At 50.5% G+C, this 23,538-nt stretch carries 22 protein-coding genes; 12 read left to right on the top strand and 10 right to left on the bottom strand.

Annotated elements, in window-relative coordinates; genetic code table 11:
- Positions 1-67 precede the first annotated feature (67 nt).
- Both lysP and cirA read left to right on the top strand, forming a co-directional pair.
- Positions 68-1,537: a lysine-specific permease gene (gene lysP / locus A1WG_RS20035; protein WP_000253267.1), complete on the top strand. Its 1,470-nt coding sequence runs from the start codon at positions 68-70 to the stop codon at positions 1,535-1,537.
- Positions 1,538-1,828: 291 nt separating this feature from the next.
- On the top strand, positions 1,829-3,820 hold the full coding sequence (gene cirA, locus A1WG_RS20040; RefSeq protein WP_001516710.1) for a catecholate siderophore receptor CirA: 1,992 nt from the start codon (positions 1,829-1,831) through the stop codon (positions 3,818-3,820).
- 31 nt (positions 3,821-3,851) lie between these two features.
- On the opposite strand, the gene yeiG is transcribed toward cirA, so the two are convergent.
- Positions 3,852-4,688 carry an S-formylglutathione hydrolase gene (yeiG, locus tag A1WG_RS20045; protein ID WP_001516709.1) on the bottom strand — a complete coding sequence of 279 codons (837 nt, stop codon included), beginning with the start codon at positions 4,686-4,688 and terminating at the stop codon, positions 3,852-3,854.
- A 257-nt stretch (positions 4,689-4,945) separates the two neighbouring features.
- Here yeiG and folE point away from each other — a divergent pair, with 257 nt between their 5' ends.
- The 6 genes from folE (at position 4,946) to mglC (ending at position 11,854) form a co-directional block, all read left to right on the top strand.
- The gene (gene folE, locus A1WG_RS20050) at positions 4,946-5,614 is read left to right on the top strand and encodes a GTP cyclohydrolase I FolE (RefSeq protein WP_001139613.1); all 669 of its coding nucleotides are present in this window, start codon (positions 4,946-4,948) and stop codon (positions 5,612-5,614) included.
- Between the two features lie 16 nt (positions 5,615-5,630).
- Entirely contained in the window at positions 5,631-6,788 is a 1,158-nt protein-coding gene (yeiB, locus tag A1WG_RS20055; RefSeq protein ID WP_001516708.1) for a DUF418 domain-containing protein YeiB, read from the top strand.
- A 141-nt stretch (positions 6,789-6,929) separates the two neighbouring features.
- Entirely contained in the window at positions 6,930-7,970 is a 1,041-nt protein-coding gene (gene galS, locus A1WG_RS20060; RefSeq protein ID WP_000628623.1) for an HTH-type transcriptional regulator GalS, read from the top strand.
- A gap of 278 nt (positions 7,971-8,248) precedes the next feature.
- Complete coding sequence (gene mglB, locus A1WG_RS20065; RefSeq protein ID WP_001516707.1) at positions 8,249-9,247, top strand: galactose/glucose ABC transporter substrate-binding protein MglB; 999 nt, start codon at positions 8,249-8,251, stop codon at positions 9,245-9,247.
- Between the two features lie 60 nt (positions 9,248-9,307).
- A complete protein-coding gene (gene mglA, locus A1WG_RS20070; protein ID WP_000255047.1) occupies positions 9,308-10,828 on the top strand; it encodes a galactose/methyl galactoside ABC transporter ATP-binding protein MglA in 1,521 nt (506 codons plus the stop codon).
- Positions 10,829-10,843: 15 nt separating this feature from the next.
- Complete coding sequence (gene mglC, locus A1WG_RS20075) at positions 10,844-11,854, top strand: galactose/methyl galactoside ABC transporter permease MglC (RefSeq protein ID WP_001275110.1); 1,011 nt, start codon at positions 10,844-10,846, stop codon at positions 11,852-11,854.
- Positions 11,855-11,958: 104 nt separating this feature from the next.
- On the opposite strand, the gene preA is transcribed toward mglC, so the two are convergent.
- From preA to A1WG_RS20110, 7 genes are all read right to left on the bottom strand, one after another.
- Complete coding sequence (preA, locus tag A1WG_RS20080; RefSeq protein WP_000956081.1) at positions 11,959-13,194, bottom strand: NAD-dependent dihydropyrimidine dehydrogenase subunit PreA; 1,236 nt, start codon at positions 13,192-13,194, stop codon at positions 11,959-11,961.
- Positions 13,188-14,426 (bottom strand): NAD(P)-dependent oxidoreductase, encoded by a 1,239-nt coding sequence (locus A1WG_RS20085; protein WP_001516706.1) that lies wholly within the window; start codon positions 14,424-14,426, stop codon positions 13,188-13,190. Before A1WG_RS20085 ends, preA begins: the two co-directional genes overlap by 7 nt.
- Before the next feature lie 196 nt (positions 14,427-14,622).
- Positions 14,623-14,862 carry a DUF2542 family protein gene (locus tag A1WG_RS20090; RefSeq protein ID WP_001516705.1) on the bottom strand — a complete coding sequence of 80 codons (240 nt, stop codon included), beginning with the start codon at positions 14,860-14,862 and terminating at the stop codon, positions 14,623-14,625.
- A gap of 2 nt (positions 14,863-14,864) precedes the next feature.
- The gene (gene sanA, locus A1WG_RS20095; RefSeq protein WP_000920076.1) at positions 14,865-15,584 is read right to left on the bottom strand and encodes an outer membrane permeability protein SanA; all 720 of its coding nucleotides are present in this window, start codon (positions 15,582-15,584) and stop codon (positions 14,865-14,867) included.
- A gap of 195 nt (positions 15,585-15,779) precedes the next feature.
- Positions 15,780-16,664, bottom strand: a complete 885-nt coding sequence (cdd, locus tag A1WG_RS20100; RefSeq protein ID WP_000553575.1) for a cytidine deaminase — start codon at positions 16,662-16,664, stop codon at positions 15,780-15,782.
- Positions 16,665-16,793: 129 nt separating this feature from the next.
- Positions 16,794-17,489, bottom strand: coding sequence for a CidB/LrgB family autolysis modulator (locus A1WG_RS20105; RefSeq protein ID WP_000968214.1), 696 nt, complete (start codon positions 17,487-17,489; stop codon positions 16,794-16,796).
- On the bottom strand, positions 17,486-17,884 hold the full coding sequence (locus tag A1WG_RS20110; protein WP_001516704.1) for a CidA/LrgA family protein: 399 nt from the start codon (positions 17,882-17,884) through the stop codon (positions 17,486-17,488). The genes A1WG_RS20105 and A1WG_RS20110 overlap by 4 nt, the downstream gene beginning before the upstream one ends.
- A 273-nt stretch (positions 17,885-18,157) precedes the next feature.
- Between A1WG_RS20110 and dusC the strand changes: the two genes are divergently transcribed.
- Positions 18,158-19,105: a tRNA dihydrouridine(16) synthase DusC gene (gene dusC, locus A1WG_RS20115; protein WP_001264859.1), complete on the top strand. Its 948-nt coding sequence runs from the start codon at positions 18,158-18,160 to the stop codon at positions 19,103-19,105.
- A 180-nt stretch (positions 19,106-19,285) separates the two neighbouring features.
- On the opposite strand, the gene yohP is transcribed toward dusC, so the two are convergent.
- Complete coding sequence (yohP, locus tag A1WG_RS25050; RefSeq protein ID WP_000691708.1) at positions 19,286-19,369, bottom strand: small membrane protein YohP; 84 nt, start codon at positions 19,367-19,369, stop codon at positions 19,286-19,288.
- Between the two features lie 223 nt (positions 19,370-19,592).
- Here yohP and mdtQ point away from each other — a divergent pair, with 223 nt between their 5' ends.
- Positions 19,593-21,032 (top strand): multidrug resistance outer membrane protein MdtQ, encoded by a 1,440-nt coding sequence (gene mdtQ, locus A1WG_RS20120; protein ID WP_001516703.1) that lies wholly within the window; start codon positions 19,593-19,595, stop codon positions 21,030-21,032.
- 26 nt (positions 21,033-21,058) lie between these two features.
- Here mdtQ and A1WG_RS20125 read toward each other — a convergent pair whose 3' ends face one another.
- Entirely contained in the window at positions 21,059-21,628 is a 570-nt protein-coding gene (locus tag A1WG_RS20125; RefSeq protein ID WP_000365434.1) for a DedA family protein, read from the bottom strand.
- Positions 21,629-21,797: 169 nt separating this feature from the next.
- Between A1WG_RS20125 and A1WG_RS20130 the strand changes: the two genes are divergently transcribed.
- Together A1WG_RS20130 and pbpG are read left to right on the top strand one after the other, a co-directional pair.
- Entirely contained in the window at positions 21,798-22,385 is a 588-nt protein-coding gene (locus A1WG_RS20130; protein ID WP_001516702.1) for a Yip1 family protein, read from the top strand.
- 173 nt (positions 22,386-22,558) lie between these two features.
- On the top strand, positions 22,559-23,488 hold the full coding sequence (pbpG, locus tag A1WG_RS20135; RefSeq protein WP_001516701.1) for a D-alanyl-D-alanine endopeptidase: 930 nt from the start codon (positions 22,559-22,561) through the stop codon (positions 23,486-23,488).
- Positions 23,489-23,538 lie beyond the last annotated feature (50 nt).

Genomic DNA, 23,538 nt, shown 5'->3' with positions numbered 1-23,538 from the left:
TATCGGAAGGATTGCAAATCGTCTGCTACAATCGCGCCTCATTTTTAATGATGGATAGCATTTTCGTATGGTTTCCGAAACTAAAACCACAGAAGCGCCGGGCTTACGCCGTGAATTAAAGGCGCGTCACCTGACGATGATTGCCATTGGTGGCTCCATCGGTACGGGTCTTTTTGTTGCCTCTGGCGCAACGATTTCTCAGGCAGGTCCGGGCGGGGCGCTGCTCTCGTATATTTTGATTGGCCTGATGGTCTACTTCCTGATGACCAGTCTTGGCGAACTGGCGGCGTATATGCCAGTTTCTGGTTCGTTTGCGACTTACGGTCAGAACTATGTAGAAGAGGGCTTTGGCTTCGCGCTGGGCTGGAACTACTGGTACAACTGGGCGGTAACTATCGCTGTTGATCTGGTGGCCGCGCAGTTGGTAATGAGCTGGTGGTTCCCGGATGTCCCTGGTTGGATCTGGAGTGCGCTGTTCCTCGGCGTTATCTTCCTGCTGAATTACATTTCGGTCAGAGGCTTTGGTGAAGCGGAGTACTGGTTCTCACTGATCAAAGTTACGACCGTGATTATCTTTATCGCCGTTGGCGTGATGATGATTTTCGGTATCTTCAAAGGTGCACAGCCTGCTGGCTGGAGTAACTGGACGATAGGCGAGGCACCGTTTGCCGGTGGTTTTGCGGCGATGATCGGTGTGGCGATGATTGTCGGCTTCTCCTTCCAGGGAACCGAACTGATTGGTATTGCGGCGGGTGAATCTGAAGAGCCGGGGAAAAATATTCCGCGTGCGGTACGTCAGGTGTTCTGGCGAATTCTGCTGTTCTATGTATTCGCGATCCTGATCATCAGCTTGATCATTCCGTACACCGATCCAAGTCTGTTACGCAATGATGTGAAAGACATCAGCGTCAGCCCGTTCACGCTGGTGTTCCAGCACGCAGGACTGCTTTCTGCGGCGGCGGTGATGAACGCGGTTATTCTGACAGCAGTACTGTCAGCGGGTAACTCCGGTATGTACGCGTCTACCCGTATGCTGTACACCCTGGCGTGCGATGGCAAAGCGCCGCGTATTTTCTCTAAACTGTCGCGCGGCGGTGTACCACGTAATGCGCTATATGCCACGACGGTGATTGCCGGTCTGTGCTTCCTGACCTCCATGTTTGGTAACCAGACGGTGTATCTGTGGCTGCTGAATACCTCCGGGATGACCGGCTTTATCGCCTGGCTGGGGATTGCTATCAGTCACTATCGTTTCCGTCGTGGCTATGTATTGCAGGGACACGATATTAACGACCTGCCGTATCGTTCGGGCTTCTTCCCGCTGGGACCGATCTTCGCCTTTGTGCTGTGCCTGATTATCACTCTGGGCCAGAACTACGAAGCGTTCCTGAAAGATACCATCGACTGGGGCGGCGTAGCGGCAACGTATATCGGTATCCCGCTGTTCCTGGCCATCTGGTTTGGTTACAAGTTGATTAAAGGAACTCACTTCGTGCGTTACAGCGAAATGAAGTTCCCACAGAACGACAATAAATAAGCGTTATCTCTTCCTTATTAAGCCCTCTCACCTGAGAGGGCTTTTTCAATTCTATTTCCCATATAAATCATAAGGATATAAAATTTAACAATTGAATTGATAATTGTTATCGTTTGCATTATTGTTACGCGAAATGAAAAAGGCTGACAAATCAGAGGCTGTTCAGGCGCTCTGGGATGATCACCTGCATACAAAAAAAGTCCACTGCGATGCTGCCGTGCGCAAGAGGACGTGAAGAAGATGTGAGCGATAACCCATTTTATTTTCGTAGTTACCTCATGGAGATATGGAATGTTTAGGTTGAACCCCTTCGTACGGGTCGGGCTGTGTTTGTCCGCGATTTCTTGTGCATGGCCTGTGTTAGCGGTTGATGATGATGGCGAAACGATGGTTGTCACCGCCTCTTCCGTTGAACAAAACCTCAAAGACGCACCTGCCAGTATCAGCGTCATTACCCAGGAAGACTTGCAGCGTAAACCGGTACAGAACCTGAAAGATGTCCTCAAAGAAGTGCCAGGCGTACAACTGACTAACGAAGGGGACAATCGCAAGGGCGTCAGCATTCGTGGTCTGGACAGCAGCTATACCCTGATTCTTGTCGATGGTAAACGCGTGAACTCCCGCAATGCTGTCTTCCGTCATAATGACTTCGATCTGAATTGGATCCCGGTTGATTCCATCGAACGTATTGAAGTGGTACGTGGCCCGATGTCCTCGTTATATGGTTCTGATGCGCTCGGCGGGGTGGTCAACATTATCACCAAAAAAATTGGCCAGAAATGGTCAGGAACCGTTACGGTCGATACCACCATTCAGGAGCATCGCGATCGCGGCGACACCTACAACGGTCAGTTTTTTACCAGTGGGCCACTAATTGACGGCGTGCTGGGAATGAAAGCCTACGGCAGCCTGGCGAAACGTGAAAAGGATGACCCGCAGAACTCAACCACCACCGATAGCGGAGAAACGCCGCGCATTGAAGGATTCTCCAGCCGCGATGGCAATGTCGAATTTGCCTGGACGCCGAATCAAAATCACGATTTTACCGCTGGTTACGGTTTCGACCGTCAGGATCGTGATTCCGACTCGCTGGACAAAAACCGCCTGGAACGCCAGAACTACTCTGTCAGCCATAATGGTCGCTGGGATTATGGCTCCAGTGAGCTGAAATACTATGGCGAGAAAGTCGAAAACAAAAACCCTGGTAACAGCAGCCCGATTACCTCAGAAAGTAATACTGTTGATGGCAAATACACGTTACCGCTGACGGCGATTAATCAGTTTGTCACGGTCGGCGGTGAATGGCGTCACGACAAACTTAGCGATGCGGTAAACCTGACCGGGGGCACCAGCACCAAAACATCTGCCAGCCAGTATGCACTGTTTGTGGAAGACGAATGGCGGATCTTCGAGCCGCTGGCGCTGACGACCGGCGTGCGTATGGACGATCACGAAACCTACGGCGATCACTGGAGCCCGCGTGCCTATCTGGTCTATAACGCCACCGATACCGTAACGGTGAAAGGCGGCTGGGCGACGGCTTTTAAAGCACCTTCTTTACTGCAACTTAGCCCTGACTGGACGACTAATTCCTGCCGTGGCGCATGTAAGATTGTTGGTAGCCCGGATCTGAAGCCAGAAACCAGCGAAAGTTGGGAGCTGGGGCTTTACTACATGGGGGAAGAAGGCTGGCTGGAAGGCGTTGAATCCAGCGTGACTGTTTTCCGTAACGATGTGAAAGATCGCATCAGTATCAGCCGCACGTCCGACGTCAACGCTGCACCGGGCTACCAGAACTTTGTAGGTTTTGAAACCGGGGCTAATGGTCGACGTGTACCGGTATTCAGCTACTACAACGTTAACAAAGCGCGCATTCAGGGCGTGGAAACCGAGTTGAAAATCCCGTTCAGTGACGAATGGAAACTGTCACTCAACTACACCTATAACGATGGTCGTGATGTCAGCAATGGTGAAAACAAACCGCTTTCCGATCTGCCGTTCCATACCGCCAACGGTACGCTGGACTGGAAACCACTGGTGCTGGAAGACTGGTCATTCTATGTTTCTGCTCATTATACCGGGCAGAAACGTGCCGATAGCGATACGGCTAAAACGCCGGGTGGCTATACGATCTGGAATACCGGTGCGGCATGGCAGGTGACCAAAGACGTCAAACTGCGCGCGGGCGTGCTGAACCTGACAGATAAAGATCTCAGCCGTGATGACTACAGCTATAACGAAGACGGACGTCGTTACTTTATGGCGGTGGATTATCGCTTCTGATGAGAAGATGCCCGGCGAACCGGGCGGACTGTCACTTCAGTAAATACTGCGCATGGAAGCGCAGATGATCCTCTATAAAAGAAGCAATGAAGTAATAGCTGTGATCATAACCCGGCTGAATACGCAGCGTCATCGGCCACGCTTTCTGGCGCGCGGCTTCTGCCAACACGGCGGGTTGTAACTGGTCGGCAAGAAACTGATCGTTATCACCCTGATCAATCAGCGTCGGGATCGCATCCTGCGCATTGCTGGCGTACATCAGCGCACAACTGTCCCATGCCACCCAGTCATTTTTATCCTCACCCAGATAGGTGCTAAATGCTTTGATTCCCCACGGAACGCTGCACGGATTCACAATCGGCGCAAAGGCGGAAACGCTGGTATATTTGCCCGGATTTTTCAGCGCCATAATCAGAGCACCATGACCTCCCATCGAATGGCCGCTGATGGCGCAGCGATTGCTGACGTTAAATTGCGACTGAATCAGTGCTGGTAATTCATCACGCAGATAATCATACATCCGGTAATGTGCCGCCCACGGCGGTTGCGTGGCGTTAAGATAAAACCCGGCACCCTGGCCTAAATCATAGCCGTCGTCATTGGCAACATGTTCGCCACGCGGGCTGGTGTCTGGCATTACCAGTACAATCCCCAGTTCTGCCGCCATGCGCTGGGCACCTGCTTTGGTGGCGAAGTTTTCATCATTACAGGTTAAGCCTGAAAGCCAGTACAGCACCGGCGGCGGGGCGTTATCGCGGGGCGGTGGGAGAAAGATACTGAACGTCATCGGGCAGTTTAAGGTACTGGAGTCATGTCGCCAGCGTTGCTGCCAGCCTTCAAAACAGCGATGCTCTTCGAGCATTTCCATGCGTGGCTCCTTGTTATGTTGTTTGCAATTTTTTCATCATACCGTTTATTCAGTGTGTTGTGAGTAACTTTCACTTCCGCATATGCATAACGATGTTTTAACATCTACGGCTGAAAGGCAGCGGCAATTACAATAATTATCGCTGTGAATACTGGATTATGTGCGCCACCTCACGCACAATAATCAGGCTGCGAATCAGCTTAATAACTTTGCCCCCACGCAGGGCGGAGGCGTCACACCTGCAGGAGAAATCATAAATGCCATCACTCAGTAAAGAAGCGGCCCTGGTTCATGAAGCGTTGGTTGCGCGAGGACTTGAAACACCGCTACGCCCGCCCGTGCATGAAATGGATAACGAAACGCGCAAAAGCCTTATTGCCGGTCATATGACCGAAATCATGCAGTTATTGAATCTCGACCTGGCTGATGACAGTTTGATGGAAACGCCGCATCGTATCGCCAAAATGTATGTCGATGAAATTTTCTCCGGTCTGGATTACGCCAACTTCCCGAAAATCACCCTCATTGAAAATAAAATGAAGGTCGATGAAATGGTCACCGTGCGCGATATCACCCTGACCAGCACTTGTGAACACCATTTTGTCACTATTGATGGCAAAGCGACGGTGGCCTACATCCCGAAAGATTCGGTCATCGGCCTGTCGAAAATTAACCGCATTGTGCAGTTCTTTGCCCAGCGTCCGCAGGTACAGGAACGTCTGACCCAGCAAATTCTCATTGCGCTACAAACGCTGCTGGGCACCAATAACGTGGCGGTCTCTATCGACGCGGTGCATTACTGCGTAAAAGCGCGTGGTATTCGCGACGCGACCAGCGCCACGACAACGACTTCCCTCGGTGGTTTGTTCAAATCCAGTCAGAATACGCGCCACGAATTTTTGCGCGCTGTGCGTCATCACAACTGATTAAAAGGCAGGAACCATGGAGCGCAACGTCACGCTCGATTTTGTTCGCGGCGTCGCCATTCTGGGGATCCTGCTTCTCAACATCAGCGCCTTTGGACTCCCAAAGGCGGCTTATCTCAATCCCGCCTGGTACGGCACCATTACACCGCAGGATGCCTGGAGCTGGGCTTTTCTCGATCTTATCGGCCAGGTGAAATTCCTCACGCTTTTTGCGTTGCTGTTTGGTGCCGGTCTGCAAATGTTGCTGCCGCGTGGCAGACGTTGGATCCAGTCACGTCTAACACTGCTGGTCTTGCTGGGCTTTATTCACGGTTTATTATTCTGGGACGGCGATATCCTGCTGGCTTACGGGTTGGTGGGCTTAATCAGTTGGCGACTGGTGCGCGATGCGCCATCGGTAAAAAGCCTGTTTAACACTGGCGTCATGCTTTATCTGATAGGGCTTGGTGTTTTGCTGTTGTTGGGGGTGATTTCCGATAGCCAGACCAGCCGTGCCTGGACACCGGATGCATCCGCCATTTTGTATGAAAAATACTGGAAACTTCACGGCGGCGTTGAAGCCATCAGTAACCGCGCCGACGGGGTAGGGAACAGTTTGCTGGCCCTGGGAGCGCAGTATGGCTGGCAACTGGCGGGGATGATGTTGATTGGCGCGGCATTGATGCGTAGTGGTTGGCTGAAAGGGCAGTACAGCCTGCGCCACTATCGCCGTACCGGTTTTGTGCTGGTGGCAATTGGGGTGATGATTAACCTTCCTGCTATCGCACTACAATGGCGGCTGGACTGGGCATATCGCTGGTGCGCCTTCTTACTCCAGATGCCACGAGAACTGAGTGCGCCATTTCAGGCGATTGGCTATGCCTCGTTACTGTTCGGCTTTTGGCCGCAATTAAGCCGCTTTAAGCTGGTGCTGGCGATTGCTTGCGTTGGGCGGATGGCGCTGACCAACTACCTGCTGCAAACGCTGATTTGTACCACACTGTTTTACCACCTCGGTTTGTTTATGCAGTTTGACCGTCTGGAACTGCTGGTGTTTGTTATTCCAGTATGGCTGGCGAATCTGCTTTTCTCTGTTATCTGGTTGCGTTACTTCCGCCAGGGGCCGGTAGAATGGTTATGGCGTCAGTTAACCTTGCGCGCTGCCGGACCTGCATTATCCAAAACATCCAGATAACGATCTGGATCACATTCATTAACAAAATGGTTGTAACCGTTTCCATTGCTGTGACTCGATTCACGAAGTCCTGTATTCAGTGCTGACAAAATAGCCGCCAGCAAGCAGTAACTTACTGCAATCTCACAACAGGTAGTGAATATGATCACCATTCGTGATGTAGCGCGTCAGGCTGGCGTCTCTGTGGCAACGGTTTCCCGGGTGCTAAATAACAGCGCTCTGGTAAGTGCGGACACGCGTGAAGCGGTTATGAAAGCAGTGAGCGAGTTGGACTACCGACCAAACGCCAATGCCCAGGCGCTGGCAACTCAGGTGAGCGAGACTATTGGCGTGGTAGTGATGGATGTCTCCGACGCCTTTTTCGGTGCGCTGGTGAAAGCCGTTGATCTTGTCGCCCAGCAACACCAGAAATATGTGCTAATCGGCAATAGCTATCATGAAGCGGAAAAAGAGCGGCACGCCATTGAGGTGTTAATCCGCCAGCGTTGTAATGCGTTGATCGTTCACTCAAAAGCGTTAAGTGACGACGAACTGGTGCAGTTTATGGACAACATTCCCGGCATGGTGTTAATCAATCGCGTTGTGCCGGGTTACGCCCATCGCTGCGTTTGCCTGGATAATATCAGCGGTGCCCGAATGGCGACGCGCATGTTACTGAATAACGGTCATCAGCGTATCGGTTATCTTTCTTCCAGCCACGGTATTGAAGATGACGCGATGCGCAAAGCCGGTTGGATGAGCGCGCTGAAAGAGCAGGATATTGTTCCGCCAGAGAGTTGGATCGGCACCGGTACGCCAGATATGCCCGGCGGCGAAGCTGCGATGGTTGAACTGCTGGGGCGTAATCTGCAACTCACCGCGGTGTTCGCCTATAACGACAATATGGCCGCTGGCGCACTGACAGCGTTAAAAGACAATGGTATTGCTATCCCGTTACATCTCTCGATCATCGGTTTTGATGATATCCCCATCGCCCGTTACACCGACCCGCAGTTAACAACCGTACGTTATCCCATTGCTTCAATGGCGAAAATGGCCACCGAACTGGCATTACAGGGGGCCGCAGGCAACATTGATCTGCGTGCCAGTCACTGTTTTATGCCGACGTTAGTGCGTCGTCATTCTGTTGCTATACGCCAGAATGCGGCGGCGATCACTAACTCAACAAATCACGCGATGTAACCGCTTTCAATCTGTGAGTGATTTCACAGTATGTTAACAATGCAGTAGTTATGATTGCACCGTTTTAACGTTGTAACCTATGTGTAACAGTGGAAATTCACTTTTATCGAGGTATAGCGTCATAACAACAATTAAAGCTGTTTTCTGGAGCGTTACCGGACATGGAAGAACGAATTTTAAAACGTGAGCTTCGGCGTTCAGTAACACTTCATTAACCATACTGCCCCGCCGAGCATTTATCTCAAGCACTACCCTGCATAAGAAAAACCGGAGATACCATGAATAAGAAGGTGTTAACCCTGTCTGCTGTGATGGCCAGCATGTTATTCGGTGCCGCTGCACACGCTGCTGATACCCGTATTGGTGTGACGATTTATAAATATGACGATAACTTTATGTCTGTAGTGCGTAAGGCTATCGAACAAGATGCGAAAGCCGCGCCAGACGTCCAGTTGCTGATGAATGATTCACAGAATGATCAGTCCAAGCAGAACGATCAGATTGACGTGCTGTTGGCGAAAGGGGTGAAGGCGCTGGCAATCAACCTGGTTGACCCGGCTGCTGCGGGTACGGTGATTGAGAAAGCGCGCGGACAAAACGTGCCAATCGTTTTCTTCAATAAAGAACCTTCCCGTAAGGCGCTGGATAGTTACGACAAAGCCTACTACGTTGGCACCGATTCGAAAGAATCCGGGATTATTCAGGGCGATTTGATTGCTAAACACTGGGCGGCGAATCAGGGTTGGGATCTCAACAAAGACGGTCAGATTCAGTTCGTACTGCTGAAAGGCGAACCGGGTCATCCGGATGCAGAAGCGCGCACTACGTATGTCATCAAAGAGCTAAACGACAAAGGCATTAAAACTGAACAGTTACAGTTAGATACCGCAATGTGGGATACCGCTCAGGCGAAAGATAAGATGGACGCCTGGCTGTCTGGCCCGAACGCCAACAAAATCGAAGTGGTTATCGCAAACAACGATGCGATGGCAATGGGCGCGGTTGAAGCTCTGAAAGCACACAACAAGTCCAGCATTCCGGTGTTTGGCGTCGATGCGCTGCCAGAAGCTCTGGCACTGGTGAAATCTGGTGCACTGGCTGGCACCGTGCTGAACGATGCTAACAACCAGGCGAAAGCGACCTTTGATCTGGCGAAAAATCTGGCTGATGGCAAGGGAGCCGCTGACGGCACCAACTGGAAAATCGACAATAAAGTTATCCGCGTTCCTTATGTTGGCGTAGATAAAGACAATCTGGCTGAATTCAGCAAGAAATAAGACTGATTGGGCGCAGTCATTCACTGCGCCCTTATTGTATGGCCAACAAGGTAAAATTATATGGTCAGCTCAACGACTCCGTCATCAGGAGAATACTTGTTGGAAATGAGCGGTATCAACAAGTCTTTTCCAGGCGTTAAGGCACTTGATAACGTTAATTTAAAAGTGCGACCACACTCCATTCATGCGTTAATGGGGGAGAATGGCGCAGGAAAATCGACATTATTAAAATGCCTGTTTGGTATCTATCAAAAAGACTCCGGCACTATTTTATTCCAGGGTAAGGAAATCGATTTTCACTCAGCCAAAGAAGCCCTGGAAAATGGTATTTCGATGGTACACCAGGAGTTAAACCTGGTATTACAGCGTTCGGTCATGGACAACATGTGGTTGGGGCGATATCCCACCAAAGGGATGTTTGTCGACCAGGATAAAATGTACCGCGAAACCAAAGCGATATTTGACGAACTGGATATTGATATCGATCCGCGTGCGCGCGTTGGTACGTTGTCCGTTTCACAAATGCAGATGATTGAAATCGCCAAAGCATTTTCCTATAACGCGAAAATAGTCATTATGGATGAACCAACTTCTTCATTAACTGAAAAAGAAGTCAATCATCTGTTTACCATTATTCGTAAATTAAAAGAACGCGGCTGCGGTATTGTCTATATCTCGCATAAAATGGAAGAGATATTCCAGTTATGTGATGAAGTCACCGTACTGCGCGACGGACAGTGGATCGCTACCGAGCCGCTGGCGGGGCTGACGATGGACAAGATCATCGCCATGATGGTTGGCCGTTCTCTTAATCAGCGTTTCCCGGATAAGCAAAACAAACCTGGCGAAGTGATCCTTGAAGTGCGTAACCTGACGTCACTGCGTCAGCCGTCAATTCGCGATGTCTCGTTTGATCTGCATAAAGGGGAGATCCTCGGTATTGCCGGGCTGGTAGGTGCGAAACGTACCGATATTGTCGAAACCTTGTTTGGGATCCGTGAGAAATCTTCCGGCACCATTACACTGCACGGCAAAAAGATTAATAACCATAATGCCAACGAAGCCATTAACCATGGGTTCGCGCTGGTCACCGAAGAGCGCCGCTCAACGGGGATTTATGCTTACCTGGATATTGGCTTTAACTCGTTAATTTCTAATATTCGCAACTACAAAAACAAAGTGGGGCTGCTGGATAATTCGCGGATGAAAAGCGACACCCAGTGGGTCATTGATTCGATGAGGGTAAAAACGCCGGGTCATCGTACGCAAATTGGTTCACTCTCCGGCGGTAATCAGCAAAAAGTCATTATTGGGCGCTGGCTGCTAACGCAACCGGAAATATTAATGCTCGACGAACCGACGCGTGGCATTGATGTTGGCGCGAAGTTTGAAATTTATCAATTAATTGCCGAGCTGGCGAAAAAAGGCAAGGGGATAATTATTATCTCCTCTGAAATGCCAGAGTTGTTAGGGATAACGGACCGTATTCTGGTAATGAGCAATGGTCTCGTTTCCGGCATTGTCGATACAAAAACAACAACGCAAAACGAAATTCTGCGTCTTGCGTCTTTGCACCTTTAAGATTAGGGGCTTCCCATGAGTGCGTTAAATAAGAAAAGTTTTCTTACTTACCTGAAAGAAGGTGGTATTTACGTCGTTCTTTTAGTTTTGCTGGCTATTATTATTTTCCAGGACCCAACATTCTTAAGCCTGTTGAACTTAAGTAATATTCTTACCCAATCATCGGTGCGTATTATTATTGCGCTCGGCGTGGCAGGGTTAATTGTCACCCAGGGAACTGACCTTTCTGCTGGTCGTCAGGTAGGGCTGGCGGCGGTGGTGGCGGCTACCTTGTTACAATCGATGGATAACGCCAACAAAGTATTCCCCGAAATGGCGACCATGCCGATTGCGCTGGTTATTCTGATAGTCTGTGCCATTGGCGCGGTTATCGGTTTGATCAACGGTCTGATTATCGCTTACCTCAACGTGACGCCGTTCATTACCACGCTCGGCACGATGATTATCGTCTACGGTATCAACTCGCTCTATTACGACTTTGTTGGTGCGTCACCGATTTCCGGTTTTGATAGCGGCTTCTCCACCTTTGCCCAGGGGTTTATTGCGCTGGGGAGTTTCCGGCTATCTTACATCACCTTCTACGCGCTGATTGCCGTGGCGTTTGTCTGGGTGCTGTGGAACAAAACCCGTTTCGGCAAGAATATTTTTGCTATTGGCGGCAACCCGGAAGCGGCGAAAGTTTCGGGTGTTAACGTCGGCCTGAATCTGCTGATGATTTATGCGTTGTCTGGCGTGTTCTATGCCTTTGGTGGGATGTTAGAAGCCGGACGTATCGGCTCTGCCACCAACAACCTCGGCTTTATGTATGAGCTGGATGCTATCGCGGCGTGCGTGGTGGGCGGTGTATCGTTTAGCGGCGGCGTGGGTACGGTCATTGGCGTGGTGACCGGGGTCATTATCTTTACGGTCATCAACTACGGTCTGACCTATATCGGCGTCAACCCGTACTGGCAGTACATCATCAAAGGGGCGATCATTATCTTCGCCGTGGCGCTGGATTCCCTGAAGTACGCGCGTAAGAAGTGATGTGAATTTGGGCATTACCGGATGCGACGTTTACGCCGCATCCGGCAGTTGGTGTCAAATGTCGGATGCGACGCTGGTGCGTCTTATCCGTCCTACTATCCGTCCTACAACGTTACCGGATGTTCTTTCTCTCCCTTCTTAAACTTCACTTCCCCGAGATCAATACAGCTAACCGGGCAAACGTGACCGCAAAGCAAACAACCGACGCATTTCTCGGTATTACAATGCGGCGTGCGTGTTTTCTCATCCCATTCCATCGCCTGGTGACCACCGTCGTAGCAGGAAATATAACAGCGCCCGCAGCCGACACACTTATCAAGATTGATATGGGGATAGACGATATAACTGCGGTCTAAATCTTCCGCCGGGACAATATTGTGATTCGCCAGACCCACCATCTCCTGTAACGAGTCAAATCCCTGATCGGCAAGATAATGCGATAACCCGCTCGCCATATCTTCCACAATCCGATAACCGTACTGCATAATTCCGGTGGTCACCTGCAGTGTAGCCGCGCCGAGCAATAAAAACTCTGCCGCGTCTTCCCAGGTTTCAATGCCGCCAATACCGCTGATCGGGAAATCGCGCAGCTCCGGATGCGTGCGCATTTGCTGAATAAAGCGCAGGGCGATCGGTTTCACCGCTTTACCGGAATAACCGGAAATACTCGATTTACCGTTAACGATCGGCATACCGATTTTCTGATTCAGATCGATATTGGTGATGGATTTAACGGTGTTAATCGCTGCAATGCCATCTGCACCGCCACGCTTAGCCGCCAGCGCCACTTCGCACATATCACCGATATTCGGCGTCATCTTCGCCAGCATCGGCAGCGTTGAACCACGTTTCACCGCCCGACAATATTTCTCTACCAGTTCCGGGCTTTGCCCGACATCGCTACCCATCGCATGAGAAGTCATCTGCGGGCAGGAGAAATTACATTCGATCATATCCGCGCCAGCTTCTTGCACCAGACGCGCCAGATCTTCCCATTGTTGCTCATTTTCCCCCATGATCGAGGCGATCAGCACTTTGTCCGGGTAATCCTCTTTCAGCCGACGCAGAGCGGTCAGATTCTCTTCCAGCGGATGTTCGGCAATCTGCTCCATATTTTTGAAGCCAATAAAACCGGTATCTTCTTTCACCAGATGATCAAAACGTGGCGAAACCTCGTTAGCGATAAAAAAGCCAATAGTTTTGAATACCACGCCGCCCCAGCCGGTGTCGTAGGCTTTGGCACACATCTCATAGCAATTGCCTACTGGCGAAGAAGAGAGGCAGAACGGGTTGGGAAACTTCACGCCGCAAAAGGTAATAGAAAGATCTTTCGTTAACATGAGCAAGCTCCCTCTAAATAGTGATGGATCGCCTCGGCGGCTTCTTTCCCGGTCTTCACGGCATAGACCACGGTTTTATCACCCTCAACAATATCGCCAGCGGCAAACAGTTGCGGGTCACGGGTCTGGTAATTTTTCGTTTCGATAGTGTTACGTTGGGGTTCCAGTGTAGCAAAAGCGGTAAGTTCGGCATGTTGACCGATGGCGAGAATAATTTTGTCTGCCGCCATCGTCAGCTCGCCCGGTAAACGAACATGTTTAAACGTCACTTTATTGCCATCTACCGCCACAGGCGTAAAGCCATCGATAATCGATACCCCCAATTTCTGAGCACCGGTGAACTCTTTCTTGCTTGCCGGAAACACATCTAACTCTTCACGCGCCACGCAGGTCACCGCCGGACAACCGAGAACTTTCAGCGTACTGGCAACGTCCATCGCGACATCGCCGCCGCCAATAATTAATGCGCTTTGTGGAATGCTGATATCGCCTTGTGCCAGGCGTGCGCGTTGCAGGAAATCGACGGCAATCTCAACGTCGCTATGCTCAAACAGCGGCAGGGTGGAACCACGCGATAACCCCACGGTTACCAGCACCGCGCGGTTTTCTGCTTTCAGTTGCTCCAGCGAGAGCGTTTTGCCAATTTCACAGTTGCACTTAATAGTCACACCCATTTTTTCGATGCGGGTGATTTCCGCATCCAGCACCGACTGCGGCAAACGGAATTGTGGAATGCCGTTACGCAACCAGCCGCCTGGTTGTACTTCTTTTTCGTAAACCGTGACGTCGTAACCCAGGTTGGTTAGCGTCACGCTGGCCTGCAGCCCAGCAGGGCCAGCACCGATAACCGCTACTTTACCAAGCGTCTTACTGCCCGGTTGATAAATTTCCATTCCGGTTTGTTGTTCGAAATCAGTAACAAAACGCTGTAAGCGAGCAATATCAATCGGATCATCGACACCTGCGCGGGTACAACCGCTCTGGCATAATTTTTCTGTGGGGCACACTCTGGCACAAACGGCACCGAGGGCATTATTTTCGCGAATAGTCTCGGCAGCGCCTTTAAAATTACGAAAATAGATTGAGCGAATAAATTTTCCCGGATCGGTTTGCGCCGGGCACGCCTGGCTGCAAGGGGCGTCGTGGCATAATAAACAACGAGAGGCTTCTTTAATCGCCAGTAAAGGCGTAAAAGCCGGAGCGAGTTCATCCAGATAATTTTGTTGCGGCATGTGATCTTCCTTAATGCTATGGGTAATTAAGGCGAACGTATAGTAAATATAACGTGCTGATATTAAGGCTAAGCGTGCGGGGGAATTTAAACTGTGAAAAGATTCACAAATAGCTGCGGTTCAGAATGTTATATCCGCAGCTTAGCGGGGGAAATAATAATTATTCTCAATAGTTAACAGTGGGCGAGAAATAATATTATCGGTAAAAAATAAGATAAATAATCATACCGATGGATAAAATACCGAAGCCGCTATACGCCACTATATAAGCAAAGAAGAGAGCGGGATTTTTTTCACGCCAGACATACACCGGTTCCGGCACATTTTTAACCCGTTTATCAATTGCGCCAGCACGCCAGCCTTTCCATGCTTCGCGAAAACAAAATACCGGGATAAGGAAAAAAACGGCAATGACAAAAAACTGCTGAACATCCATAACTACTTTCCTTGTTTCTTTTGTAATTCAAGTAACTGTTCTGGCGTGACGGCGGGATAACCCTGCGCATCTTCGGGCACCTGGTGCATTGCCGGAATAGGGACCAGTGGTCCTAAAAAGCGCGGTTCACGTTTAAAAATATAAAGGTCAGCCAGCGCACCGAAGCGGGCGGCAAATTCGCGAATACGTACTGACCACATATCTTTTGGTGACGGTACGGCATAACACTGCGCCTGAATACCCATATGCAGAGCGATAAATAATGCCCGCTCACAGTGGAAGCGCTGAGTAATAATAATGAAGTCGTTGGTATCGAACACCTTGCGTGTACGCACGATGGAATCCAGGGTACGAAAACCGGCGTAGTCGAGAACAATATCAGCCGGATCGACGCCAGCGGCAATTAAATCTTTGCGCATGGTCATCGGTTCGTTATAACTCTGTAATGCGTTATCACCGCTAAGTAATAGATAATTCACCTTACCGCTGTTATAGGCATTTATTGCACCCTGAATACGGTAGCGGTAATACTGATTAATCACCCCAGTACGATAATATTTTGCCGTGCCAAGTACCACGCCGACCTGGCGGTAGGGGAGATCCTGCAATTCATCGTAGATATAAGGCGCAGTTTTCCAGCTCATCCAGCGGTCGAGGCCGAGCACTGTCAACAGCAGCAAGCCGATCAGGACTAACAGGCTGTAGAACACGCGCTTTAACATGCTGAAAACTCGATCTTGGGGAATTTCAATCAGGCTACTTTACCTGTGGGCTTTGCGCAAGAAACGGCAAACTGTTTGCCGGGATTTTCGACACCAGGGTGAGTAGAAATGCCGGATGCGCTACGCTTATCCGGCCTACGAAATTTTGCACTCTGTAGGCCGGATCAAGCGTTCACGCCGCATCCGGCACCGGGCTTAAGCGAGAAGCACGCGGTCGATATTGTGACAACCGAGAGCTTTCAGCGTTGCCGAGGTTGCATCCCACTGAACCAGCGGCGCATCGGCTTTTTCTGCCAGAATCGCCCGCTGAATATCCGGGTAATCATAACCTTTGAGATTTAACAGAATTAATGCGCCCTGCAACGGCGGTAGAGTTGGGTTGAATGCGGCGTTTTCAGCATAGCTACCACTGAAAATACGACCGTCTTTGCATTCCAGCGCCACGCCGCTTGGAGACTTGCTGTAAGGCATGTGCGAACGGTTGGCCGCGGCAATTGCCGCCTGAGAAAGCGCATCGCCAGTCAGCGCATAGCCGTGATCCTGCTCGTCCATCAGCAGTGTCTTAATCTCCAGATCTTTCGGCCCAAAGGCATCCGGCAAATAGTCACGCAGCGCATGCGCTTCGCGGCCCGGCAGATGAATGCGTAGATCCAGCCCGCTGTTCAGTTCGTTCATAAACTGACGGCAGTGACCACAAGGTGTGTAGTTAACGGTGATGGCCGCGAGCGCTTTCTCACCGCTCAGCCAGGCGTGGCTGATTGCGCTTTGTTCGGCATGAACGGTTTGCTGCATTGTTGCGCCAATAAATTCCATATTGGCACCAAAATACCAGGTTCCACTCACGCCGCGCGCAATGGCACCAACATTAAAATTCGACAATGGCGTGCGGGCACAGGCCGCCGCCAGTGGTAGCAGTGCGAAAGCCAGCGCGTCTTCGTCCAGCCCCGTTGCGCTCTTCAGCGAAGAGACCTGCTCTCTGGTCAACAACGCGGGGAAATACTTATCTGCCAGAATGGGTTCCAGTGCAGATTGCAAGTTATCCGCAAGTTGGGCAAAAGCAGTTTGAAAACGTGGATGCATGGCGTTGCCTCATAATCATGTAATGGGATAACAGTTTACGAACCCATTATGGCTTTATATGTGATCTGAATCTCATTAATTATGCAACGCGTGAAACTTACATCAAAAATGCGCGACGCATCGCAAATTTTAGCCCATTACTGCCAGAATAATCGGGAAAAGAAATGGTGCAACCAGCGAGGTAATAATCCCGCATAACACCAACGCCAGCGAACTAAATGCGCCTTCCTGATAATCCAGCTCGGCACAGCGCGCTGTTCCGAGGGCGTGAGAGGCCGTCCCCATCGCCAGGCCACGCGCTGCTTTGGTACGAATACGCATCGCATTGAGTAGCGTATGACCAAACACCGCACCCAAAATACCGACAAAAATCACACAAACCGCGCTGATTGCCGGAATACCGCCAATACTGCCACCAACGGCCATCGCAATTGGTGTGGTAACCGATTTCGGTAATATTGATGCAGCGATTTCCGGTGAAGCGCCCATCAACAATGCTACGCAAGTCCCCGTCACCATCGCGACCACGCTACCGATAAAACAGATAGTGATGATGGATTTCCAGCGCGCGCGGATCTGGTGCAGTTGTTCATATAAAGGATAGGCCAGTGCGACCACCGCCGGTTGCAACAGATCGTTTAACACTTCGCTACCTTTAAAGTAGCTGTCGTAAGAGATGCCGGTCAGCATTAAAAAAGGAATGATCACCACCATTGCCACCAGCAACGGGTTAAGCAACGGAAACTTATACCGTGTTGCCAGTTTGCGGGCGGCAAAAAAGACAATCAATGTCAACGGTAATGACCACCAGATATTCGCCATCATTTTTCTGATCCTTTCTGACCTATGACTTTACGTTCACCGTGTACCAGGTGCGAACTCCAGCTCACCACCAGAAAAACCACCAGCGTACTAATGGCACAGGAAACCACCACCGGGCCAAACTGTGCGCGTAGCAAATCAAAATATTGCATTACGCCTACGCCAATTGGCACAAACAACAGTGCCATATAGCGAATCAGTACGTAACACCCCGGATTGACCCACTTCGCCGGAAGAATTTGCAAGGCCAGCAGGACAAACAGGATTAGCATCCCGATGATGCTGCCCGGAATGGTTACCGGTAGCAGGGAAGCAATGAAAATGCCTGCATACAGGCAGGCATAAATCAGGACAAAAGCGCGTAAATATTGCCAGATAATGTTCAGTGTCTTACTCATAATCAACACCCCAGATGAGATGGATTCATCATACAATTAATCTATAAAATGTGCTACCGATCACATTAAGAAAACATCGCTTATTTTTCGCGCCAGGGCATGACGATGTGAGCAGCGAACTCAGGCATACCATACTTTTGCAGATCAGAAAGCGCGCCAGCCATACATCAAGCATAGAGAGGGATTGTAGTTTGCAGCAATCCCTCTCTGCAGACCTTTAATCCGTTGACCGGAGGCGCTACCATAGCGCCTCATTTTTTTGCGGGTGATGATATGCGTGTGTTACTGGCACCGATGGAGGGTGTGCTTGACTCCCTGGTGCGTGAATTACTGACCGAAGTTAATGACTACGATCTGTGCATCACCGAATTTGTCCGCGTGGTGGATCAACTGCTGCCGGTAAAAGTTTTTCATCGCATTTGTCCTGAGCTGCAAAACGCCAGTCGAACGCCTTCCGGGACACTGGTGCGGGTACAACTGCTGGGTCAGTTCCCGCAATGGTTAGCAGAGAACGCCGCCCGTGCGGTGGAGTTGGGTTCCTGGGGCGTGGATCTCAACTGCGGTTGCCCGTCGAAAACGGTTAACGGCAGTGGCGGCGGGGCAACGTTACTCAAAGATCCTGAACTTATCTATCAGGGGGCAAAAGCGATGCGCGAAGCTGTACCGGCGCATTTACCCGTCAGTGTGAAAGTGCGGCTTGGTTGGGACAGCGGTGATAAGAAGTTTGAAATTGCCGATGCTGTCCAGCAGGCTGGGGCTACGGAACTGGTCGTTCATGGGCGGACAAAGGAGCAGGGTTACCGTGCAGAGCATATCGACTGGCAGGCGATAGGCGATATTCGTCAGCGATTGGCCATTCCGGTTATTGCCAACGGAGAAATCTGGGACTGGCAGAGTGCGCAACAATGTATAGCTATCAGCGGTTGTGACGCGGTGATGATTGGGCGTGGGGCGCTTAATATTCCTAACCTGAGCCGAGTGGTGAAATATAACGAACCGCGGATGCCGTGGCCGGAGGTCGTTGCATTGCTGCAAAAATATACCCGTCTGGAAAAACAGGGCGATACCGGGTTATATCACGTCGCACGGATTAAGCAGTGGTTGAGTTATTTGCGTAAAGAATATGATGAAGCAACGGATTTATTTCATCATGTTCGGGTGTTGAATAATTCCCCTGATATTGCAAGGGCTATTCAGGCGATTGATATAGAAAAACTCTAAAAATCATCGACCCGATAGTCATAAGGGATAAGCCGGGGGGCAGGGGGAGGAGGTGATTATCCACCCCCTGCGTGCTCCTTGCGCCAGTGATTATATGAAGCAATGTACATGACAGGGGCGCAACAGGATGAGAGACTGAAATATCCTCATTATTTTCGGAGCTGATGACATTAATTAATTTTAAAATATCATCTTAAATACGCCAGTCACCACCAGTAGCCCAATCAGGAAAATAATCAATACTGCCCAGAGTATAATTTTCATTGGCGTTCCTTTATTTGTGAGTGCTAAATAAGTATAGGAAAAAACAAAACCCTTTGCCGCCATTCATAAAGAATTAAGATAAATCGGAGAATATCATTCACTTACTTTATATTTTTCTGAATATGTCGCTTTATTGCCACTGATGTATTGCCACGCGAAACTAAAAAATATATCGCAACACACGGTAATCTCCGCGCACCTTTTCTTACCTGATTACTCCCCCATGAATCGTGATTCCTTTTATCCGGCAATCGCCTGTTTTCCGTTGTTACTTACTCTGGCCGGGTGTGCGCCTATGCATGAAACACGCCAGGCTTTAAGCCAGCAAACGCCCGCCACACATGTTGACACCGCATTACCGGTATCTCTGAAAAACGGCTGGCCGGACAGTCAGTGGTGGCTGGAACATCACGATAATCAACTCACTTCCTTAATTAATAATGCCATACAGAACGCGCCGGATATGCAGGTTGCTGAACAGCGCATTCAACTGGCTGAAGCACAGGCGAAGGCCGTCGCCGTCCAGGATGGTCCACAGCTCGATTTTTCTGCGGATATGGAACGGCAAAAAATGTCGGCAGAAGGGTTAATGGGACCGTTTGCCCTGGACGATCCTGCCGCAGGCACTACCGGCCCCTGGTACACCAACGGCACCTTTGGTTTAATGGCGGGCTGGCATCTCGATATCTGGGGAAAGAATCGGGCGGAAGTGACTGCGCGCCTCGGTACGGTAAAAGCGCAGGCGGCAGAACGCGAGCAGACCCGGCAATTGCTGGCAGGCAGTGTGGCTCGTTTGTACTGGGAGTGGCAAACCCTGGCAGCTTTAAACACTGTCTTGCAGCAAATCGAAAAAGAGCAGAACACGATTATCGCGACCGACCGCCAGTTATATCTGCGCGGCATTACCTCGTCGGTTGAAGGTGTCGAAACCGATATCAATGCCAGCAAAACCCGGCAACAGCTCAACGATGTCGCGGGGAAAATGAAAATTATTGAGGCGCGGCTAACTGCGCTGACTAACAGCCAGACGAACGCCTTAAAACTGCATCCGGTTGCGCTGCCCAAAGTGGAAAGCAAACTTCCTGACGACCTGGGCTATTCTTTGCTGGCTCGCCGGGCAGACTTACAGGCGGCACACTGGTACGTTGCATCATCCTTAAGCACCATCGATGCGGCAAAAGCTGCCTTTTACCCCGACATCAACCTGATGGCCTTTCTGCAACAAGATGCGCTGCACTTAAGCGATTTGTTCCGTCATTCTGCGCAGCAAATGGGCGTTACGGCAGGTCTGACGCTACCTATTTTCGATAGTGGTCGTCTTAACGCCAACCTTGATATTGTGAAAGCCGAAAGCAATTTGTCGATCGCCAGTTACAACAAAGCGGTGGTTGAAGCGGTGAATGACGTGGCGCGGGCAGCAACTCAGGTTCAGACACTGGCGGAGAAAAATCAGCATCAGGCGCAAATTGAGCGCGATGCCCTGCGGGTAGTTGGTCTGGCGCAGGCGCGTTTTAACGCAGGTATCATCGCAGGTTCTCGCATCAGCGAAGCCCGAATCCCGGCGCTCCGTGAACGGGCGAACGGTCTGCTTTTGCAAGGGCAATGGCTGGATGCGTCCATTCAGCTCACCGGTGCGCTGGGTGGTGGTTATAAACGTAGCTGATGAGTATGCCTGTGGGGACGTTAGGTTTATCCAGCGTTTCTCTTCCCACGCCGTTTCAGCCACCAGCGCACGCCAACCACCAGAACCACGACCAGAATCAACCAAATCCAGTGTTTCAAATGCTGATCGAGATTGTGCAGCCACGGCGCAATCACCTGGCCTCCCGCGTAACCAATAGCGGTAAAAATCAGCGCCCAGGCCAGCGCGCCGAGAATATTCAGTGGCAGAAAGATTTTCGGTGGGAGCTGGCTGGCACCAATTAGCGTTGGGCCAATCACCCGAAAGCCGTACATAAAACGCGTGCCGATGACAAACAGATAAGGATGACGCTGGATCAGCTTTTGTGCGCGCTCAATTTTGTCCTGATGTTTTGATAAACGGCGTAACAGTTTGCCGCCAAATCGCCGTCCGCACAGATAAAGCACCTGGTCGCCAATCATGCCGCCAAGCGCCACAGAAAGAACCACCAGTGGGAATTTTAATAATCCCTGATGTGCCGCAACGCCTCCCAGCAATGTCACGGTTTCACCCTCTGCCAGACTACCGAGCACCAGCGCGGCATAACCATATTGTGAGATGAGTGTATTGAGATCCATAGGTCGGTCTGTCTCCGTTTGATTGTCTGTAAGCATACACCCTGTGAATTGTTTACGCAGGAGAAGGCGTTTTATCACGCGACGCAAATTTTGCGTCAGAACAAAAAATAACCACAAGCTGACTTATACTTGAACTGTCAGGTTCATGAACTCACAACAAGGGGGCGGTATGAGCCATGTCTGGGGACTGTTTTCCCATCCCGATCGTGAAATGCAGGTGATTAATCGTGAAAACGAAACGATTTCTCATCACTACACCCACCACGTTCTGCTGATGGCGGCGATCCCGGTGATCTGCGCCTTTATTGGCACTACACAAATCGGCTGGAATTTTGGCGATGGCACTATCCTGAAGTTATCCTGGTTTACCGGACTGGCGCTGGCTGTCTTGTTTTATGGCGTTATGCTGGCTGGGGTGGCAGTGATGGGACGAGTCATCTGGTGGATGGCACGCAATTACCCACAGCGCCCGTGGCTTGCGCACTGTATGGTTTTCGCGGGCTACGTTGCAACACCGCTGTTTTTAAGCGGCCTGGTGGCGCTTTACCCGTTGGTCTGGCTGTGTGCGCTGGTGGGAACGGTGGCGCTGTTTTACACCGGCTATCTGCTTTATCTCGGTATTCCAAGCTTCCTGAATATCAACAAAGAGGAAGGTCTTAGCTTCTCCAGTTCGACACTGGCGATTGGCGTGCTGGTGCTGGAAGTGCTGCTCGCCATTACCGTTATTCTGTGGGGTTACGGTTATCGCCTGTTCTAGAAAGTTCTTTTGTGCTGCATTGTTGGCGTAAATATCAGCAATGCAGCATTTCCTCACGATTCTCCTTTGACGATCGCACTTTTTGCTCGTTATGATGGCCTCGCCAGCCTCAGTAAATCCTTACTCCGGCGGTGCGCAACCCATGCGCGTGAACCACTATCTGAATGCTCATCATGCCGAAATTTCGAGTTTCTTTATTTAGCCTGGCCCTGATGCTGGCTGTGCCTTTTGCGCCTCAGGCCGTTGCCAAAACGGCAGCCGCGACTACAGCTTCGCAGCCGGAAATTGCCTCCGGTAGTGCGATGATTGTTGATCTCAATACCAACAAAGTGATCTATTCGAACCACCCGGATTTGGTGCGTCCGATTGCTTCAATTACCAAATTAATGACTGCGATGGTGGTGCTTGACGCACGATTGCCGCTGGATGAAAAACTGAAAGTGGATATCAGCCAGACGCCAGAGATGAAAGGCGTTTATTCGCGCGTGCGACTGAACAGCGAAATCAGCCGCAAAGAGATGCTGTTGTTGGCGCTGATGTCTTCAGAAAACCGCGCAGCGGCAAGCCTGGCGCACCATTATCCTGGTGGCTATAACGCATTTATTAATGCGATGAATGCGAAAGCGAAATCTCTCGGAATGAACAACACGCGCTTCGTTGAACCGACCGGATTGTCGGTGCATAACGTTTCAACTGCCCGTGATTTAACCAAACTGCTGATTGCCACCAAACAGTATCCGTTGATTGGTCAGTTAAGTACCACTCGCGAAGAGATGGCGACCTTCTCAAACCCGGCTTATACCTTGCCATTCCGTAATACTAACCACCTGGTGTATCGCGATAACTGGAATATCCAGTTAACCAAAACCGGTTTTACTAATGCGGCGGGGCATTGCCTGGTAATGCGTACGGTCTTCAATAATAAACCGGTGGCGTTGGTGGTGATGGATGCATTTGGCAAATATACCCATTTTGCCGATGCGAGTCGTTTACGCACGTGGATTGAAACCGGCAAAGTGATGCCTGTTCCGGCAGCGGCGTTGAGCTATAAAAAACAAAAAGCCGCCCAGATGGCGGCTGGGCAGATGGCTCAGAACGATTAAGGGTAGGCAGGATAAGGCGTTCACGCCGCATCCGGTATTAGGTGCCCGTG

Origin of the sequence: Escherichia sp. KTE96, assembly GCF_000408525.1 — a bacterium.
GTDB classification, from domain to species: domain Bacteria; phylum Pseudomonadota; class Gammaproteobacteria; order Enterobacterales; family Enterobacteriaceae; genus Escherichia; species Escherichia marmotae.
Note: the sequence above shows the minus strand (reverse complement) of the source record. Positions and strands in the feature narration are given on the sequence as shown.

Excerpts from the sequence above, each read along its gene's own strand:
- A1WG_RS20090 (WP_001516705.1), bottom strand. The coding sequence starts at position 14,862 with ATGGATGTTCAGCAGTTTTTTGTCATTGCCGTTTTTTTCCTTATCCCG.
- A1WG_RS20085 (WP_001516706.1), bottom strand. The coding sequence starts at position 14,426 with ATGCCGCAACAAAATTATCTGGATGAACTCGCTCCGGCTTTTACGCCT.
- pbpG (WP_001516701.1), top strand. The coding sequence starts at position 22,559 with ATGCCGAAATTTCGAGTTTCTTTATTTAGCCTGGCCCTGATGCTGGCT.
- lysP (WP_000253267.1), top strand. The coding sequence starts at position 68 with ATGGTTTCCGAAACTAAAACCACAGAAGCGCCGGGCTTACGCCGTGAA.
- folE (WP_001139613.1), top strand. The coding sequence starts at position 4,946 with ATGCCATCACTCAGTAAAGAAGCGGCCCTGGTTCATGAAGCGTTGGTT.
- cdd (WP_000553575.1), bottom strand. The coding sequence starts at position 16,664 with ATGCATCCACGTTTTCAAACTGCTTTTGCCCAACTTGCGGATAACTTG.
- mglA (WP_000255047.1), top strand. The coding sequence starts at position 9,308 with ATGGTCAGCTCAACGACTCCGTCATCAGGAGAATACTTGTTGGAAATG.
- yeiB (WP_001516708.1), top strand. The coding sequence starts at position 5,631 with ATGGAGCGCAACGTCACGCTCGATTTTGTTCGCGGCGTCGCCATTCTG.
- cirA (WP_001516710.1), top strand. The coding sequence starts at position 1,829 with ATGTTTAGGTTGAACCCCTTCGTACGGGTCGGGCTGTGTTTGTCCGCG.
- A1WG_RS20105 (WP_000968214.1), bottom strand. The coding sequence starts at position 17,489 with ATGATGGCGAATATCTGGTGGTCATTACCGTTGACATTGATTGTCTTT.
- preA (WP_000956081.1), bottom strand. The coding sequence starts at position 13,194 with ATGTTAACGAAAGATCTTTCTATTACCTTTTGCGGCGTGAAGTTTCCC.
- dusC (WP_001264859.1), top strand. The coding sequence starts at position 18,158 with ATGCGTGTGTTACTGGCACCGATGGAGGGTGTGCTTGACTCCCTGGTG.
- A1WG_RS20130 (WP_001516702.1), top strand. The coding sequence starts at position 21,798 with ATGAGCCATGTCTGGGGACTGTTTTCCCATCCCGATCGTGAAATGCAG.
- mglC (WP_001275110.1), top strand. The coding sequence starts at position 10,844 with ATGAGTGCGTTAAATAAGAAAAGTTTTCTTACTTACCTGAAAGAAGGT.
- sanA (WP_000920076.1), bottom strand. The coding sequence starts at position 15,584 with ATGTTAAAGCGCGTGTTCTACAGCCTGTTAGTCCTGATCGGCTTGCTG.
- A1WG_RS20125 (WP_000365434.1), bottom strand. The coding sequence starts at position 21,628 with ATGGATCTCAATACACTCATCTCACAATATGGTTATGCCGCGCTGGTG.
- mglB (WP_001516707.1), top strand. The coding sequence starts at position 8,249 with ATGAATAAGAAGGTGTTAACCCTGTCTGCTGTGATGGCCAGCATGTTA.
- yeiG (WP_001516709.1), bottom strand. The coding sequence starts at position 4,688 with ATGGAAATGCTCGAAGAGCATCGCTGTTTTGAAGGCTGGCAGCAACGC.
- A1WG_RS20110 (WP_001516704.1), bottom strand. The coding sequence starts at position 17,884 with ATGAGTAAGACACTGAACATTATCTGGCAATATTTACGCGCTTTTGTC.
- yohP (WP_000691708.1), bottom strand. The coding sequence starts at position 19,369 with ATGAAAATTATACTCTGGGCAGTATTGATTATTTTCCTGATTGGGCTA.
- mdtQ (WP_001516703.1), top strand. The coding sequence starts at position 19,593 with ATGAATCGTGATTCCTTTTATCCGGCAATCGCCTGTTTTCCGTTGTTA.
- galS (WP_000628623.1), top strand. The coding sequence starts at position 6,930 with ATGATCACCATTCGTGATGTAGCGCGTCAGGCTGGCGTCTCTGTGGCA.